The sequence below is a fragment of the Mesorhizobium sp. 10J20-29 genome (genome assembly GCF_054130485.1).
The window spans coordinates 2,606,307-2,623,157 of the sequence record NZ_CP199156.1 but is presented as its reverse complement, the minus strand read 5'-3'; the positions used below and the strand labels follow the sequence as shown (position 1 = coordinate 2,623,157).

Annotated in this window: 17 protein-coding genes and 1 tRNA gene; 12 read left to right on the top strand and 6 right to left on the bottom strand. The window is 65.2% G+C overall.

Annotation, left to right across the window (positions count from 1 at the left end; all coding sequences use genetic code 11):
• Positions 1-75: 75 nt before the first annotated feature.
• The 9 genes from murA (at position 76) to ACT2BZ_RS12515 (ending at position 5,558) form a co-directional block, all read left to right on the top strand.
• Positions 76-1,368 (top strand): UDP-N-acetylglucosamine 1-carboxyvinyltransferase, encoded by a 1,293-nt coding sequence (murA, locus tag ACT2BZ_RS12555; protein WP_457935489.1) that lies wholly within the window; start codon positions 76-78, stop codon positions 1,366-1,368.
• A 91-nt stretch (positions 1,369-1,459) separates the two neighbouring features.
• Complete coding sequence (locus tag ACT2BZ_RS12550; RefSeq protein ID WP_457935488.1) at positions 1,460-1,894, top strand: DUF2948 family protein; 435 nt, start codon at positions 1,460-1,462, stop codon at positions 1,892-1,894.
• Between the two features lie 10 nt (positions 1,895-1,904).
• Complete coding sequence (gene hisD / locus ACT2BZ_RS12545) at positions 1,905-3,197, top strand: histidinol dehydrogenase (protein WP_457935487.1); 1,293 nt, start codon at positions 1,905-1,907, stop codon at positions 3,195-3,197.
• A gap of 1 nt (position 3,198) precedes the next feature.
• Positions 3,199-3,684 (top strand): UPF0262 family protein, encoded by a 486-nt coding sequence (locus ACT2BZ_RS12540; protein ID WP_457935486.1) that lies wholly within the window; start codon positions 3,199-3,201, stop codon positions 3,682-3,684.
• Positions 3,685-3,732: 48 nt separating this feature from the next.
• Positions 3,733-4,128: an arsenate-mycothiol transferase ArsC gene (locus tag ACT2BZ_RS12535; protein WP_457941292.1), complete on the top strand. Its 396-nt coding sequence runs from the start codon at positions 3,733-3,735 to the stop codon at positions 4,126-4,128.
• Positions 4,129-4,219: 91 nt separating this feature from the next.
• Positions 4,220-4,438 carry a translation initiation factor IF-1 gene (gene infA, locus ACT2BZ_RS12530; RefSeq protein WP_019172992.1) on the top strand — a complete coding sequence of 73 codons (219 nt, stop codon included), beginning with the start codon at positions 4,220-4,222 and terminating at the stop codon, positions 4,436-4,438.
• 24 nt (positions 4,439-4,462) lie between these two features.
• Positions 4,463-5,092, top strand: coding sequence for a Maf-like protein (locus ACT2BZ_RS12525; protein WP_457935485.1), 630 nt, complete (start codon positions 4,463-4,465; stop codon positions 5,090-5,092).
• Between the two features lie 5 nt (positions 5,093-5,097).
• Entirely contained in the window at positions 5,098-5,313 is a 216-nt protein-coding gene (yacG, locus tag ACT2BZ_RS12520; protein WP_457941291.1) for a DNA gyrase inhibitor YacG, read from the top strand.
• A gap of 170 nt (positions 5,314-5,483) precedes the next feature.
• Positions 5,484-5,558: transfer RNA gene (locus ACT2BZ_RS12515), tRNA-Phe, on the top strand.
• Positions 5,559-5,636: 78 nt separating this feature from the next.
• Here ACT2BZ_RS12515 and ACT2BZ_RS12510 read toward each other — a convergent pair.
• Positions 5,637-6,527 carry a LysR substrate-binding domain-containing protein gene (locus ACT2BZ_RS12510; RefSeq protein ID WP_457935484.1) on the bottom strand — a complete coding sequence of 297 codons (891 nt, stop codon included), beginning with the start codon at positions 6,525-6,527 and terminating at the stop codon, positions 5,637-5,639.
• Between the two features lie 114 nt (positions 6,528-6,641).
• On the opposite strand from ACT2BZ_RS12510, the gene ACT2BZ_RS12505 reads away from it, so the two are divergent.
• A complete protein-coding gene (locus ACT2BZ_RS12505) occupies positions 6,642-7,397 on the top strand; it encodes an SDR family NAD(P)-dependent oxidoreductase (protein ID WP_457935483.1) in 756 nt (251 codons plus the stop codon).
• Positions 7,398-7,490: 93 nt separating this feature from the next.
• On the opposite strand, the gene galE is transcribed toward ACT2BZ_RS12505, so the two are convergent.
• On the bottom strand, positions 7,491-8,483 hold the full coding sequence (gene galE, locus ACT2BZ_RS12500; protein ID WP_457935482.1) for a UDP-glucose 4-epimerase GalE: 993 nt from the start codon (positions 8,481-8,483) through the stop codon (positions 7,491-7,493).
• A 248-nt stretch (positions 8,484-8,731) separates the two neighbouring features.
• Between galE and hemA the strand changes: the two genes are divergently transcribed.
• On the top strand, positions 8,732-10,009 hold the full coding sequence (hemA, locus tag ACT2BZ_RS12495; RefSeq protein WP_457935481.1) for a 5-aminolevulinate synthase: 1,278 nt from the start codon (positions 8,732-8,734) through the stop codon (positions 10,007-10,009).
• 54 nt (positions 10,010-10,063) lie between these two features.
• Here hemA and ACT2BZ_RS12490 read toward each other — a convergent pair whose 3' ends face one another.
• On the bottom strand, positions 10,064-11,230 hold the full coding sequence (locus tag ACT2BZ_RS12490; RefSeq protein ID WP_457935480.1) for a pyridoxal phosphate-dependent aminotransferase: 1,167 nt from the start codon (positions 11,228-11,230) through the stop codon (positions 10,064-10,066).
• A 117-nt stretch (positions 11,231-11,347) separates the two neighbouring features.
• A complete protein-coding gene (mscL, locus tag ACT2BZ_RS12485; RefSeq protein ID WP_457941290.1) occupies positions 11,348-11,776 on the bottom strand; it encodes a large conductance mechanosensitive channel protein MscL in 429 nt (142 codons plus the stop codon).
• A gap of 249 nt (positions 11,777-12,025) precedes the next feature.
• Here mscL and ACT2BZ_RS12480 point away from each other — a divergent pair, with 249 nt between their 5' ends.
• Positions 12,026-15,502, top strand: coding sequence for a PAS-domain containing protein (locus ACT2BZ_RS12480; RefSeq protein ID WP_457935479.1), 3,477 nt, complete (start codon positions 12,026-12,028; stop codon positions 15,500-15,502).
• 4 nt (positions 15,503-15,506) lie between these two features.
• Here ACT2BZ_RS12480 and ACT2BZ_RS12475 read toward each other — a convergent pair whose 3' ends face one another.
• On the bottom strand, positions 15,507-16,166 hold the full coding sequence (locus tag ACT2BZ_RS12475; protein WP_457935478.1) for a response regulator: 660 nt from the start codon (positions 16,164-16,166) through the stop codon (positions 15,507-15,509).
• 163 nt (positions 16,167-16,329) lie between these two features.
• Positions 16,330-16,794 carry a hypothetical protein gene (locus tag ACT2BZ_RS12470; RefSeq protein WP_457935477.1) on the bottom strand — a complete coding sequence of 155 codons (465 nt, stop codon included), beginning with the start codon at positions 16,792-16,794 and terminating at the stop codon, positions 16,330-16,332.
• Positions 16,795-16,851: the final 57 nt, after the last annotated feature.

Genomic DNA, 16,851 nt, shown 5'->3' with positions numbered 1-16,851 from the left:
GAACCGGCCCGTACGATGGTCTAGACGGTCCGCTTGGCAAAAGAACCGGCAGTTGAGCCGGGAAAGTGATTTTTCATGGATCGCATCAGAATAGTCGGCGGGAACGAACTGAACGGCGTCATCCCGATCTCGGGCGCCAAGAACGCAGCCCTGCCGTTGATGATCGCGTCGCTGCTGACCGACGACACGCTGACGCTCGAGAACGTGCCCCACCTGGCCGATGTAGAGCAGCTGATCCGCATCCTCGGCAATCACGGTGTCGACTATTCGGTCAACGGTCGGCGCGAGAAGCAGAACGAGGGCTATTCGCGCACCATCAATTTCTCCGCCCGCAATATCGTCGACACGACGGCACCCTATGAGCTGGTGTCGAAGATGCGCGCCTCCTTCTGGGTTGTCGGACCGCTGCTTGCCCGCATGGGCGAGGCCAAGGTGTCGCTGCCCGGCGGCTGCGCCATCGGCACGCGTCCGGTCGACCTGTTCCTCGATGGCCTGCAGGCGCTCGGCGCCGATATCGACGTCGAAAGCGGCTATGTGATTGCCAAGACGCGCAATGGCCGGCTGGTCGGCAACCGCTTCGTCTTCCCGAAGGTCTCGGTCGGCGCCACGCATGTGATGCTGATGGCCGCCTCGCTGGCCAAGGGCGAGACGGTGCTGGAAAACGCCGCGCGCGAGCCCGAGATCGTCAACCTCGCCGAATGCCTCAATGCCATGGGCGCCAGGATCTCCGGCGCCGGCACCTCGACCATCACCATCGACGGCGTCGACGCGCTGTCGGGCGCGCGCCACCGGGTCATCCCCGACCGCATCGAGACCGGAACCTACGCCATGGCGGTCGCCATGACCGGCGGCAACGTGCTGCTGGAAGGCGCACGCGCCGACCTCTTGAGCGGTGCCCTCGACATCATCCGCCAGAGCGGCGCCGACATCACCGAGGAAGAGCGCGGCATCCGCGTCTATCGCAACGGCAACGGAATCCTGCCTGTCGATGTTTCGACGGCGCCCTTCCCCGGCTTTCCAACCGACCTGCAGGCACAGTTCATGGGCCTGATGACGATGGCCAACGGCAAGTCGAAGATCACCGAGACGATCTTCGAGAACCGCTTCATGCATGTGCAGGAACTGGCCCGCCTGGGCGCCCACATCACGCTGTCGGGCCAGACCGCCACGGTCGAGGGCGTGGCACGTCTCAAGGGCGCGCCGGTGATGGCAACCGACCTACGCGCCTCGGTGTCGCTGGTGATCGCGGGACTTGCGGCGGAAGGCGAAACCGAGGTGAATCGTGTCTATCACCTCGACCGCGGCTTCGAACGGCTGGAGGAGAAGCTCTCCAATTGCGGCGCGGTGATCGAGCGGCTTTCCAGCTAGGCCGCACGTCCCGCCCGCGGCGGGCGTTGCACGGCCTGCCCGGAGCGCATAACAAGGCCGCAACCGGCAACCCGAACAGGCAAATCAGGCCATGAAGCAGCTCAAGCTCGTCGCGCTCGACGAAGAAGACCTGAAGATCGTCTCGGCCCATGTGCAGGATGCTGTGCTGAAGGTCGGCGACCTGGAATTCCTGCCGGCCTCGAAGCTCTTCGTGCTGCCGATGTACCGCTTTGCCTGGGAAGCTGCGCCGACCAGCCGCAAGGCGCAGCCGGAGCGGCGCAACAGCGTGCTGCATTTCTCGCGCGTACTGTCGGTCAAGCTGTCGGGAATCGCCCGCGACAAACCCGAAGACGTGCTGTCGCTGCTTGCGGTGCTGTTCACCGCGGGCGACGAGCCGGCCGGCACCGTCGACCTGGTCTTTTCCGGCGGCGCGGCGATCAGGCTCGAGGTCGAATGCATCGAGGCGCGGCTCGCCGACCTCGGCGGCGCCTGGGAGGCCGAATCACGGCCCGAGCACGCGGACTGACGGAACAGCCATGGCCACCACCCTTCGCCAGACCGACACCGATTTCGAGGAGCGCTTCACAGCCTTCCTCGGCGCCAAGCGCGAAGCCTCGGCAGACGTCGACGCCGTGGTGCGCGAGATCATTGCGCGGATTCGCGCCGAAGGCGACGCGGCGCTGGCCGACTACACGAAGAAATTCGACCGGGTCGATCTCTCGGCGACCGGCTTTGCGGTAACGCCGCAGGAGATCAAGGACGCCTATGGCGCGGCCGACGCGGGCACGATCGAGGCGCTTACCTTCGCGCGTGATCGTATCCGCAGCCACCACGCGCGCCAGAAACCCGCCGACGACCGCTATACCGACGCCTCGGGCGTCGAGCTCGGCTCGCGCTGGACAGCCATCGAGGCGGTCGGCCTGTACGTGCCGGGCGGCACGGCGAGCTATCCGAGTTCGGTGCTGATGAACGCGGTTCCCGCAGTGGTGGCAGGCTGCGAGCGCATCGTCATGGTGGTGCCGGCGCCGGGCGGCGTCATCAACCCGCTGGTGCTGGTGGCGGCCGACATTGCCGGCGTGTCGGAGATCTACAAGATCGGCGGCGCGCAGGCGATCGCGGCCCTTGCCTATGGTACCGAGAGCATCCGCCCTGTCGCCAAGATAGTCGGCCCGGGCAATGCCTATGTGGCGGCCGCCAAGCGGCAGGTGTTCGGGACGGTGGGCATCGACATGATCGCCGGGCCGTCCGAGGTTTTGGTGGTAGCCGACGGCAGCAACGACCCGGAATGGATCGCCGCCGACCTTCTGGCGCAGGCCGAGCACGACATCGCAGCGCAGTCGATCCTGATCACCGACGACGGCGCCTTCGCCGACGCCGTGGAGGCGGCGGTCGAGCGCCAGATCAAGACTCTTTCGCGCGGCGAGATCGCAGCGCAGAGCTGGCGCGACTACGGCACGGTGATCCTGGTCGAGGACCTGGCGGGCTCGGTAGCGCTTGCCGACCGGATCGCGGCCGAGCATGTCGAACTGGCTCTAGACGACGCGGAAGGCTATTTCGCGCGGCTGCGCAATGCCGGCGCGGTGTTTCTCGGCCGGCATACGCCGGAAGTGATCGGCGACTATGTCGGCGGCTCCAACCACGTTCTGCCGACGGCGCGCTCGGCGCGCTTCTCGTCCGGCCTGTCGGTGCTCGACTTCGTCAAGCGCACCTCGGTGCTGAAGCTCGGGCCGGAGCAGCTGCGGCTGCTGGCGCCGGCCGCGATCGACCTGGCAAAGGCGGAGGGGCTGGACGCGCATGGGCGCTCCGTCGCGATCCGGCTCAACCTGTAATATGGCAGAGGACGGCCGCGACAATTGCAGGCTGATCGACGTCGAGCTCGACGAATCGATCGGCCGCGCCACGCCTGATGTCGAGCATGAGCGCGCCGTCGCGATCTTCGACCTGATCGAGGAAAACAGCTTCGCACCGGTCGATGATCCGGTCGGCGGCCCCTACAAACTCAAACTCTCGATTGCCGAATCCCGGCTGGTGTTCTCAGTCAGCCGCGAGAACGGGGATCCCGTGGTCACCCACATCCTATCGCTGACGCCGTTCCGGCGCATCGTCAAGGACTACTACATGATCTGCGAGAGCTATTACGAGGCGATCCGCATCTCGACGCCAAGCCAGATCGAGGCGATCGACATGGGCCGGCGCGGCCTGCACGACGACGGCTCGCAGACGCTGATGGACAGGCTGGCCGGCAAGATCGACATCGACTTCAGCACGGCGCGCAGGCTGTTCACGCTGGTCTGCGTGCTGCACTGGAGGGGATAGAAGCTGACCGGCGGCCCGCCTCCCCGCTCCGTGCTGTTCATGTGCCGCATGAACACGGTGCGCTCGCCGATGGCCGAGTGCCTCGCGCGCTCCATGCTGCCGGGCTCGACCTTCATAGCCTCGGCCGGATTGCATGCAGGCGAGCCCGATCCCTTCGTCGAGGCCGTCCTTGCCGATGCCGGGCTGACACTCGGGGAACGGCATCCTCGGACGATCGACGATCTCGAGGACCTCTATTTCGACCTCATCGTGACGCTGGCGCCGGAGGCGCACCATGCGGCGCTGGAACTGACGCGCACGCTGGCGGTGGACGTGGAATACTGGCCGACGGCCGACCCGACATCGGCGCGCGGGTCGCGCGAGCACATACTTGCTGCCTACCGCGACGTGCGCGACCGGCTGAAGGCGCGGATCGAGGCCCGATTTACCCCCGGGACGACATGATTTAAAGCGTGTTCACAAAGCGGCGACAATCATATAGGTTCCGCGCAATTCCGGGCAGGCCGCCGGAAACGATCCAAAATAAAGGTAGAGAATGCCGAAGGAAGAAGTCCTCGAATTTCCGGGCACCGTGACCGAGCTTTTGCCGAACGCGATGTTTCGGGTGAAGCTCGAAAACGAGCACGAAATCATTGCCCACACCGCCGGACGCATGCGCAAGAACCGCATCCGCGTTCTGACCGGCGACAAGGTCCTCGTTGAAATGACGCCCTACGATCTGACCAAGGGCCGCATCACCTATCGCTTCAAATAGGACGGCCGCTGGCCGCGTGTCCGGATGAGCGTTTTCCAGAAGCTTGTGCTGGCGTCCGGTTCGGCGCGGCGCATCGAGTTGCTGCAGCAGGCAGGCATCGAGCCTGACCGCCTGTTGCCGGCCGACATCGACGAGACGCCGCTCCGCTCCGAGCATCCGCGCTCGCTGGCCAAGCGCCTGGCCAAGGAAAAGGCGCAGAAGGCACTTGCCTCGCTGAAAACCGAGGCCGACTACGCCCCCTGCTTCGTGCTTGCCGCCGACACGGTGGTGGCGCTCGGCCGGCGCATCCTGCCCAAGGCCGAGATGATCGACGAGGCGTCGAACTGCCTGCAGATGCTGTCGGGGCGCACGCACCGCGTCTATTCGGCCGTCTGCCTGATCGCGCCGTCCGGAAAGGTGCGCCAGCGGCTTGTCGAGAGCCGGGTGCGCTTCAAGCGCATCAGCCGCGAGGAACTGGAAAGCTATCTCGCCTCGGGCGAATGGCGCGGCAAGGCCGGCGGTTACGCCGTGCAGGGACTGGCCGGCACTTTCGTCGTCAAGCTGACGGGCTCCTATACCAATATCGTCGGGCTGCCGCTCTACGAGACCGTCGGGCTGCTCAATGCCGATGGCTACCAGGTGCACTTCAACTGGCTGTCGGGCGCGCGGGCGTGAGGGATATGGGCGCCAAGGTGACGCCGCTGAGACCGAAGCGGCCCTGCCCCGAATGCGGGCAGCCCTCGGCGCGCGCCACCTATCCCTTCTGCTCGCCGCGCTGCAAGGACGTCGACCTCAACCGCTGGCTCTCGGGAAGTTACGCCATTCCGGTACGCGAAGACGAGGACGAGGAAACCGGCGAGGATGCGGCCGGAACAGGCGGCCAGCACGCGGATTGAGGCCGGCTGTCGGGGTCGGCGAAACAGCCTGCCGATTTCTCCTTCCCAAATTGCCGAACGGGCGCTGGACAGGCGGAAATCCCGTGCTATAACGCAGCCGCTTTCGAGGGGTGCCGCAGCACCCTGACAAGACGAGCGATGCAGCAGACGACCCGGCATCGCGATGGTAAGCCCAGGTAGCTCAGGGGTAGAGCAGCGGATTGAAAATCCGCGTGTCGGTGGTTCAAATCCGCCCCTGGGCACCATTCCCTTAGTCCTTAAACTCAAGCACTTGAGATCCGGCAGATCGCGCGGGTGGTGCGCGCACCCGTGGCGTCTTCCTCCTAGATGCCGGGAAATTCTTTCGCCAGGCAGTCGATGAGGGCGCGGACGGCCGGTGGTAAGCCGCGGCGGGTCGTGAAGACGAGGTGGACAATGCCGTCCGGGCCGCGCCAGTCGCCGAACACCTGCACAAGCCGGCCGGATGCGACATGACCGGCGCAGGCGTGATCCGGCAGGAAGCCGATGCCGATACCGTCGGCCGCCGCATCGCAGAGAACCGTGAAGTCGGCGCATGTCATGCGTGGCTCATGACGAAGCACGTGCGTCGCGCCGTCCTCTCGCTCGAGCCTCCATTCGACCTCTCCGGCCTGGTCGCTGGTTCCCAGCGTCGGCAGCGCGCCAAGCGTGGCGATGTCGGCACCCAGACGGCCGGCGGTCTCGGGATTGGCGACGAGTATCCAGCGCGAATGGCCAAGCACGCGCATCGTCAGCGAAGCATCGCTTGTCAGCTCGTGCCGGACGCGCAGCGCCACATCGATGCGCTCCTCGATGAGGTCGACCGCGCGATCGGTGGCGATGAGCTGGAGGCTGACCTTCGGGTAGCGGGCGAGAACGCCGCGCAGGATGGTCGAGGCGATCTTGGCCAGGCCTGTCGGGCAAGCCACCCGTATGCGGCCGTGCGGCTCTGAATGCGCCTCTGCAACCAGCGCCTCGGCCCGTTCGGCCTCCAGCATCATCATGCGGCAGCGGTCGTAGAAGGTCCGGCCGATCTCGGTGACGCGGAAGCGGCGACTCGACCGCTCGATGAGACGCACGCCGAGTCGCGTTTCCAGAGCCGCGATCCGGCGGCTGAGCTTGGACTTCGGCTCGCCGAGGGCGCGCCCGGCGGCTGCAAACCCGCCATGCGAGACCACCTCGGCGAAATAGACATAGTCGTTCAGGTCGCTGCGCAATCATCGTTCTCCTGATGGAACGCTATGTAGCACAACCAACGTCTTCAAGCATGAGCGTTGCAGAAACATATCCAGGCGACGGCACACAAAGTGCCGCAGCCAAGGAGCAGAACGATGACTGACAGGTTCAAGAACAAGGTGGTGGTGGTCACCGGCGCGACGAGCGGCATCGGCCTGGCAACGGCCAAGGCGTTTGCGGAAGAGGGCGCTTCGGTCTTCATCACCGGGCGCCGCCAGCAGGCGCTGGATGCTGCGCTGAAGGAGATCGGCGCCCAGGCAACCGGCGTCCAGGGCGACATGTCGAAGCTGGCCGATATCGACCGCCTCTACGACGCTGTTGCAAGCAAGCACGAGAAGATCGACGTCGTCTTCGCCAATGCCGGCGGCGGTGAATTCGCGACGCTCGACGCGATTACCGAGGAGCATTTCCAGCGGACGTTCGACACCAATGTGAAGGGCGTGCTGTTTACCGTTCAGAGGGCCTTGCCGCTGCTGAAGGACGGCGGTGCGATCGTCATGACGGGCTCGACGACGAGTGCCGAGGGAACGGCCGCGTTCAGCGTCTATTCGGCAACGAAGGCTGCCGTTCGCAATTTCGCCCGCAGCTGGATCCTCGACCTCAAGGAGCGCGGCATCCGCGTCAACGTCATCAGCCCCGGCGCCACCCGGACGCCTGGCCTGGTCGGACTTGCCGGCGATGATGTCGCCCAGCAGGAGGGCCTGCTCGACTTCCTGGCCTCGCGCAACCCGCTCGGACGGGTCGGCCGGCCGGACGAAATCGCCAAGGCGGTCCTCTTCCTGGCTTCCGACGAGGCGAGTTTCGTCAACGGCGTCGAATTCTTCGTCGACGGCGGCCAGGTGCAGGCCTGAGCGGCGCGGCGAAGCGCCTGCCGCCTCACTCTGTGGCAGCGTCGCCGATGCGCCGTCGAGGCTGCCGGTCCGCTTTGGCTCCGGCCCGCCTCGTCAGCGCGACGAATTCTTCATCGAAAGTTTTCGTTCCCAGGCAAGCGCGTCGGAGACGATGCCGTCAAGGTTGTCGAGACGGGGTTTCCAGCCGAAGGCGCTACGCGCGAGGTCGGAATTGGCGACGACGGCTACAGCGTCGCCCGGCCGGCGGCCCGACATGCGCACGTCGATCTCGCCGCCATAGACCCGCTTGACGCTGCCCATGACCTCCAGCACCGAATAGCCGTGGCCATAGCCGCAATTGGCGACCAGGCTCCCCCCGCCGCCGCGCAGCCGGTCGAGCGCCAGGCGGTGCGCCTCGACGAGATCGCTGACATGGATGTAGTCGCGGATGCAGGTGCCGTCCGGCGTCGGGTAGTCGTCGCCGAAGATCTCCATGTAGGGACGCTTGCCGAGCGCCGTTTCGGCGGCAACCTTGATGAGCAGCGTTGCCCCGGGCGTCGACTGGCCGGTGCGGCCCTTGGGGTCCGCGCCCGCGACGTTGAAATAGCGCAGCACCGTGTAGTCGAAATCATAGGCGGCCGCAGTGTCGCGCAGAATCCACTCGGTCATCAGCTTGGATGTGCCATAGGGCGATTCCGGCCTGGTGGCAGCGTCCTCGCGCACCGGCTCGACGCCGGCCGTGCCGTAAACGGCGGCCGTCGAAGAGAAGATGAAGTGCGGCACTTTCTCGGCGACCGCGGCAGCCACCAGACTGCGCGTCCTGCAGGTGTTGTTCTCATAATAGAGAAGCGGCTCGGAGACGGATTCCGACACGATCAGCGAGCCGGCGAAATGGATGATGGCGTCGACATCGTGCTCGCGGATCACCGAGCGCACCAGTTCGCTGTCGCCGACATCGCCGACGACCAGTGGCGCTTCGGCCGGCACGGCCCAGTCGAAGCCGCTCGACAGGCGATCGAGCACGACAACCTTCTCGCCATGGTCGAGCAGCTCCCAGACCATGTGGCTGCCGATGTAACCGGCTCCGCCCGTTACCAAAACGCTCATATGGACACTCCCAGATCACTATGCCGACCCATCCGCCGCTACCAAGCGGATACCACCTCGGACCGCCGGAACACCAGACGGTTACGTGTCCGATGTGTATTGCCGACCGCCGCCTTGATCCCGATCAAGGGAATAAGACGCGAAATCTGGTCGTTAATGGCTGGCCGGGCGTGGCATTTTGACCGAGCAGACGGAATAGACGATCCGAGGCCCACCGACTATGATCCGCCCAAAACCGGAAGGTCACAATGAATTATCAGCGGTTTTTCGAAGAAGCCATCGACCAGGTCCACGCCGAGCGCCGCTACCGGGTGTTCGCCGACCTCGAGCGCATCGTCGGCGCGTTTCCGCGCGCCATCTGGCGGTCGAATGGCAAGGCCGAGGAAATCACCGTCTGGTGTTCGAACGACTATCTCGGCATGGGACAGAATGCCGATGTCGTCGCCGCCTTCCAGCAGGCAGCCGGCTGCATGGGCGCCGGCTCCGGCGGCACGCGCAACATCTCGGGCACCAACCATCCACTGGTCGAGCTTGAGCTTGAACTCGCCGACCTGCATCGCAAGGAATCGGCTCTGGTCTTCACGTCGGGCTTCGTCTCCAACGAGGCGTCGATATCGACCATAGCGCGGCTCCTGCCGAACTGCCTGATCATCTCCGACGAGCTCAACCACGCCTCGATGATCGAGGGCGTGCGGCGCTCCGGCGCGGAGAAGAAGATCTTCCGTCACAATGACGTGGCGCACCTGGAAAGCATCCTGGCGGCGGCCGGCCGCGAGCGCGCCAAGCTGATCGTCTTCGAGTCGGTGTACTCGATGGACGGCGACGTCTCGCCGATCAAGGAGATCGCCGACCTCGCCGACAAGTACAACGCCATGACCTATATCGACGAGGTCCATGCGGTGGGCATGTACGGCGAACGCGGCGGCGGCATCACCGAACGCGAGGGACTTGCCGACCGCATCGACATCATCGAGGGGACGCTGGCCAAGGCCTTTGGCACGCTGGGCGGCTACATCACCGGCTCCTGCGCCGTCATCGATGCAGTGCGCTCCTATGCGCCGGGCTTCATCTTCACCACGGCGTTGCCGCCGGCCGTCGCCGCGGCGGCCACCGTCTCGATCCGGCACCTGAAGAACTCGCAGGCCGAACGTGCAGCGCAGCAGCAGCAGGTGGCACGCACCAAGGAGGTGCTGTCGGCAGCCGGGCTGCCCGTGATGGATTCGGCGACGCATATCGTGCCCGTCGCGGTCGGCGATCCCGAGCTCTGCAAGATGGCGAGCGACCGGCTGCTCGGCGTGCACGGCATCTACATCCAACCGATCAACTATCCGACCGTGCCGCGCGGCACGGAGCGGCTGCGCATTACCCCGACGCCGTTCCATGACGACGTGCTGATCAACCGGCTGCAGGACGCACTGGTGGAAACCTGGGATGCGTTGGGTATTTCCTATGCCGACGCCGGGCGACCATCTGTCGCCAAGTCGGATCGCATCATTCCGCTTCTGGTGCCGAAGTCCGGCGGCTGAGCCGCCCGGGTCCGGCGGCAGAGCGCTGCCGCGACTTCCAGTCAGACAATCTTGTCAGGTTTTGCCGATCCAGTCTGCGATGCGGTTCGCCGCTTCCTCGAGCTGGTCGAGCCGGCGATGGAAGCACAGTCGCAGATAGCCCTCGCCGGCTTCGCCAAACGCGCTGCCCGGCGCCAGGCCGACATTGGCCTTGTCGACGATCTCGAAGGCAGCCTTGCGCGAATCGGCAAGCCCTTCGACGGCAAAGAACAGATAGAATGCTCCGGGCGGCACGCTGAACCTGACCCGGCCGGTGTCACCGAGGATGCGGCAGACGAGGTCGCGGGCCGCCTGGGCGCGCTCGACCTGCGAGGCGAGGAAGCCGTCGCCCTCATCGAGCGCCGCAATGGCCCCGCGCTGCAGGAACTGCGCCACGCCGGAGGTGGAATACTGGATCAGGTTCTCGAAAGTGCGCGCGAGCGAGGGATGCGCGCGCAGCCAGCCGATGCGCCAGCCGGTCATCGCCCAGTTCTTGGAGAAGGTGTTGACGAAGAGGATGCGGTCCTCCGGAACCATGATGTCCACGAAGGAGGGCGCGCGGCGTCCGCCGAAATGGAACAGCGCATAGATCTCGTCGGCGATGATCCACAGGCCGTGGCGGCGCGACAGGTCGAGGATTGCCTGCAACGTCTCGCGGTCGGCGGTCCATCCGGTCGGGTTGGCCGGCGTGTTGACGAAGATCGCCTTCGTGCGCGGGGTAACCGCGGCCTCGATCGCGTCGATGTCGCAGACCCAGCCATTGTCGCTCGACCGCAGCGGCACGGCGACCGGCTTGGTGCCGCCGACCGCAGCGGCGCCGGCGAAATTCGGCCAGGCCGGCGTCAGATAGATCGCCTCGTCGCCGGCGCCGCATGTGGCAAGCAGCGAAAGCACGATCGCCTGCATGCCGCCGATGGTGACGATGAATTCGTCAGCCGAGAATTCGCGCCCGAAATGACGCCTGTGGTAGGCGGCCAGCGACTCGCGCAGCTCGGGAATGCCGGCCTGCCAGGTGTAGAAGGTCTCGCCACCGGCAAGGCCACGCATGGCGGCGGCGTTGATGAAGTCCGGCGTCGGCAGGTCGCCCTCGCCCGCCCAGAGCGGGATCAGGCCGGACCGGCCGCGGCCGTAGTCCATGACGGCTTCGATACCGCTGGTGGGCGCGAGCCGCGCTTCGGCGCGCAGATTGTCTATGAGCGGCATGGTTACGGCACCCGTTTCAGGAACTGAGCACGCGATGTCTATCCCGCATCCGCGCATGAAAAAATCCCCCGCTGCGCAGGCAGCGAGGGATTTTCGTCGGTCCAGCGCAGCTTGAGCCTATTTCTTGGCCAGCAGATCGCGGATTTCGGTCAGCAGAGCGACATCGGCTGGAGGAGCCGCTGGCGCCTCCGGCGTGGCAGCCTTGTCGGCCTCCATGTTGCGCCGCAGGTTGTTGACCGCCTTGACCATCAGGAAAATGATCCAGGCAAGGATCAGGAAGTTGAAGAGCACGGTGAGGAAATTGCCATAGGCGAAGACGGCACCCTGCTTGCGCGCTTCCTCCAGAGAGTCGGCCGATACTGCCGACGAAAGCGCAATGAAGTAGTTGGAGAAATCAAGTCCGCCGAAGATCGCCCCGACGATCGGCATAATGATATCGTCAACCAGTGACGAGACAATCAAACCAAAGGCGCCACCAATAATGACACCGACGGCAAGGTCCATGACATTGCCCTTTGAGATGAATTCCTTAAATTCTTTCAGCATGTTCGCCCTCCTTGTTATATTGCTGTCGCGCTGCGTCATCCCAACCGCCAGCGCCAGCGGGGACAAGCTAGCAAAAGCCTCAATTGCTTACACTGTCAATTAACCTTTTCGGGCATGACGCCACGTCATCCGGCCTGATGCCTGGCGCGGCTCTCCCGCCGCGCCGGACGCCTGCCCTCGCGCTCGGCAATGGACAGACGCGCCAAGCTGTGGTTGCGTCTCGAAAAGACGCGAGGAGGTTGCCGGGACGTGCAAGGCTGGGTCGTCGTCATCATCGCGGTCGCCTATGTATCCCTGCTGTTCGCGATCGCCAGCCTCGGGGATCGCCGCACCGCGCTTCGCGGCCCGGGCAAGCCGCGCCCCTATATCTACGCGCTCAGCCTGGCCATCTACTGCACGTCGTGGACCTTCTTTGGCTCGGTTGGGCTCGCGGCCGGCCGCGGGCTGGAGTTCCTCGCCATCTATATCGGGCCGGTGCTGGTGTTCCTTTTCGGCTTTCCGCTGCTGAGCCGTGTCATCCGGCTGGCCAAGTCCGAACGCATCACCTCGATCGCAGACTTCCTCGGTGCGCGCTACGGCAAGAGCTTCGCTGTGGCGGCCATCGCCACGCTGATCGCGGTCGTCGGCGCAATCCCCTATATCGCGCTTCAGCTCAAGGCGATCGCGGGTTCCGTCAGCCTGATGGTCGAACACTACAACGGCGCACCGCCATCCTTCGACCCCTTCGTCAGCGACATCTCGCTGATCATCGCCATGCTGCTGGCGCTGTTTGCCGTGCTTTTTGGCACCCGGCATGCCGACGCGACCGAGCACCAGGATGGGCTGGTCCTGGCCGTCGCTGTCGAATCGGTGGTCAAGCTGGCGGCCTTCCTGGCGGTTGGCGTGTTTGTCAGCTTCTTTCTGTTCGGCAGCCCGGAAGGGTTTGTCGCCGCTGTATCGGCACATGCCGAAGTTCTCGAGTCGGTGGCGTACCGGACTTCGCTTGGAACCTGGCTGGTCCTGACCACACTCAGCGGCTTTGCCATCATCATGCTGCCGCGACAGTTCTACGTGATGATCGTCGAGAACCGATCAGAGGCCGAGGTCAGGACGGCTACCTGGGTCTTCCCGCTCTACCTGATCCTCATCAACCTCTTCGTGCTGCCGATTGCCCTGGCCGGCATCGCGGTGGTGGGCGATCAGACCAGCAGCGACCTTTACGTGCTCTCACTGCCGCTGCTTACCGGGCATGACCTGCTGGCGATGGTGGCGTTCATCGGCGGGCTATCGGCCGCTACCGCCATGGTGATCGTGGCAAGTGTCGCGCTGTCGATCATGATCTCCAACGACCTGGTGATCCCGCTCTTCGTCCGGCGGCTGCTTCGCACACAGCAGCCCGAAAACGAGGACTGGTCGAGCCTGATCCTGAATGTCCGGCGAGCGTCGATTTTCGTCATCCTGTTCGCCGCCTTTCTCTACTACCGCGAAAGCACCAACAATGCGCGGCTCGCCTCGATCGGGCTGATGTCGTTTGCGGCGATCGCGCAGTTCGCGCCGTCCTTCTTCGGCGGCCTGATCTGGCGCGGCGCCAATGGCCGCGGCGCGGCACTCGGCATGGCAGCCGGAATCGCGGTGTGGGGCTACACGCTGTTGCTGCCCTCGCTCGCGGCGCCCGACACCGGCATCCTGATCAACGGTCCGTTCGGCATCCAGGCGCTCAGGCCGCAGTCGCTGTTCGGCACCGAGGCTGAACCGCTGAACCACGGCGTGATGTGGAGCCTTTCGATCAACCTGCTGTTCTTCGTGCTTGGCTCGCTGTCGCGCGCGGCAGCGCCGCTCGAGCGCATCCAGGCGTCGATCTTCGTGCCACGCGACACCAGCCCGATGCCCAGCCTGAAGCGCTTCCGCACGGCAATCACCGTCAACGAGTTGCGCGACACGATCGCGCGCTATCTCGGTGTCGAGAGGACGGAACGCTCGTTCCAGACCTACGAGCGCAACAACGGCCCGCTGGTCGGCAGCGAACAGGCCGGCATGGACGTCATCCGCTTTTCCGAGCAGCTGTTGGCGAGCGCGGTGGGCTCGTCTTCGGCGCGGCTGATCCTGTCGCTGCTGGTCAAGCGCGGCGACAGCGCTTCGCGTGACACGTTCCGGCTGCTCGATGACGCGACCGAGGCGCTGCAGCATAACCGGGACCTGTTGCAGACCGCGCTCGACCAGATGGAACAGGGCATTACCGTGCTCGACCGCGACTTCCGGCTGACGTGCTGGAACAGACAGTACCGCGCGCTGTTCGACCTGCCCGACGAGATGGGCCAGGTCGGCGTCTCACTCGACCAGATCCTCGGCTACCTTGTGCAGCGAGGCGATATCTCGGCCGAGACCGAGGTCACGATCCTCAACCGAATGACCAATTTCGGCAGCCCCTGGCAACTCGAACTTGCGACCAGCGGACGAACCATCGAGTTGCGCTCCAACCCGATGCCTGACGGCGGCATCGTGGCAACCTACGCCGACATCTCGGCACGCGTTGCCGCGGACCTGGCTTTGAAGCGCGCCAATGAATCGCTTGAGCAGCGGGTGCAGCAGCGCACCGCCGAACTGACGCGCGTCAACGAGGAACTGGCGCAGGCGCAGATGTTTGCCGAGGAGGCCAACCTCGGCAAGACGCGCTTCCTGGCGGCGGCCGGGCACGACATCCTGCAGCCGCTGAACGCGGCGCGGCTCTACTGCGCCTCGCTGATCGAGAAGGCCGGCAAGGGAGTGGCCAGCGAAGCGGCGCTGAATATCGAATCCTCGCTCGAATCGGTCGAAACGATCCTCGGCGCCGTGCTCGACATTTCGCGACTCGATGCAGGCGCGATGAAGCCCGCCGAGACTGTGTTTCTGCTGGACAGCCTGCTCAGGCAGATCGGAACCGATTTCCAGCCGATGGCCACTGAAAAGAAGCTCGAGCTGATCATCGTGCCGTCTTCGCTGATGGTGCGCACCGACCGCAACCTGTTTCGCCGGCTGATCCAGAACCTGGTGTCCAACGCCATCAAGTATACGCGCAGCGGCCGCATACTGGTGGGCGTCAGGCGGCGCGGCGAACTCGCCGAAATCCAGGTCTACGATACCGGCATCGGCATTCCGATCGACAAGCTGAATTCGGTGTTCAGCGAATTCACGCGCCTCGAGGAAGGCGCGCGTGAGGCGCAGGGGCTTGGGCTCGGCCTGTCGATCGTCGACCGCATCGCGCGGGTGCTGCGGCTCGAGCTGCAGGTCGATTCCGGGCGGGGAAAGGGCTGCCGCTTCTCCGTCATCCTGCCGGTGACCGAGGCTGCGGAAGCGGTGCGGCCCGAGAAGCCAGCGGCAGCGCGCGGGCCGACGGCGGCGCTCAGCGGCATGGTGGTGCTGTGCGTCGACAACGAAGCGCGCATCCTCGATGGCATGCGCCTGTTGCTCGAGGGCTGGGGGTGCCGGGTGATCACGCATCCGGGCGACAGTCCGACCGAAATTCGGCCCGACATCGTGCTCGCAGACTACCATCTCGACGGCCAGACCGGCATCGACTTCATCCGCGCCTTCCGGAACCGACACGGGGACGACATCCCGGCCGTGCTGATCACCGCCGACCGCTCCAACGAGGTCCGTGCGGCCGCCGAACTGATCGATGTGCCGGTGCTGAACAAGCCGCTGAAGCCGGCAGTGCTGCGTTCGATGATGACGCGGCTGCGGCGCATGACGCCGGCAGCTGCAGAATAGGCCTTCAGCCGACCGGCGGCAGCGGGTCGGTGCCGATGCGCGACAGCAGGATAACGGCCTGGGTGCGGCTGTCGACGCCGAGTTTGTGCAGGACCGCCGAGACATGCGCCTTGACGGTGGCCTCGGAGACGCCGAGCTCGTAGGCGATCTGCTTGTTGAGCAGGCCCTCGGCCAGCATGCCCAGCACGCGTGCCTGCTGCGGTGTGAGCGACTGCAACCGCTTGATCAGGTCCAGGATTTCGGGGTCGTGCTCGACGCCGAGTTCGACGTCGCTCGGCGTGCAGACGCCGCCCGCAAGCACCATCTCCACTGCCTTGCGGATGTCGTCCATGCTGGCCGACTTGGAGATGAAGCCAGAGGCGCCGAGTTCGAGCGCGCGGCGGATGGTTTCGGCATCGTCATGCGCCGAAACGACGACCATGGGCACGGCGGCGTGAATACCGCGCAGCGAGACGAGGCCTGAAAGGCCTGCGGCACCCGGCATGGTAAGGTCCAGCAACACCAGATCGATGTCGTCGTGGCCGGCGACCAGCGCCTTGGCGCTCTTGAAGTCGCCTGCCTCCAGGACCGTCGCCGCGCTGCTCAGCCCCGACAGGGCCTGCTTCAAAGCGCCACGAAACAACGGATGGTCGTCCGCGATGACGAACTTGTAGCCTGACGGCAAATATTCCTCCCCGAATCCGCCCAACACGGCGTGGCGCCGGACAGTTAGCCGATTATGAGGGGGTGGACAGGTTTTTCAAGCCGCAATCAGGCAGGTCCCCAATTGCGCGCATGCAAACGCCGCACGGCCGCAACTTTACCGTGGCGAAGAGCATGCCATCGCGTCAGGTGCGGTTGGCCTCGGGCTCGACCGGCTTGGCGTTCTCGCCCTCGAGATCCTTGACGATGCCGATGAAGCCGCGGAAGAAGCGCTCCATGTAGCTCATCGTCTTGTTGAACTCCTCCTCTGTCGGCAGGGTCTTTTCGATACGGGCGGTCAGCGAGTTTTCGAGCTTGGCGACACGATCCTCCAGCGCGGCGACGTCGGCAAGCCGCGTTTCCAGCGCCTTGACCTCGTCCTGCAGCCGCTCGATCTCGTCCTGTACCGCGGTGCGCTCGTCGGCGGCCATCCGGCAGACCAGCTCGCCCCATTTCTCCTCGCAGATCGACATCTCGCCGGTACGGGTGTCCATGCGGACATAGCCGTCAGTTGATCGCTCAAGGCGGAAGTTCTCTGTGTCGGCCGCCGAGGCGGGGCCGGCGACGACGAGCGCGGCGAACAGGGCGGCAATAGCGGGCTTGGCGTGCATGGTCTTCTCCGGTCGCTGGACTGTAGCGGATTTTCGGCCTCATTTGCGCCGAAAATG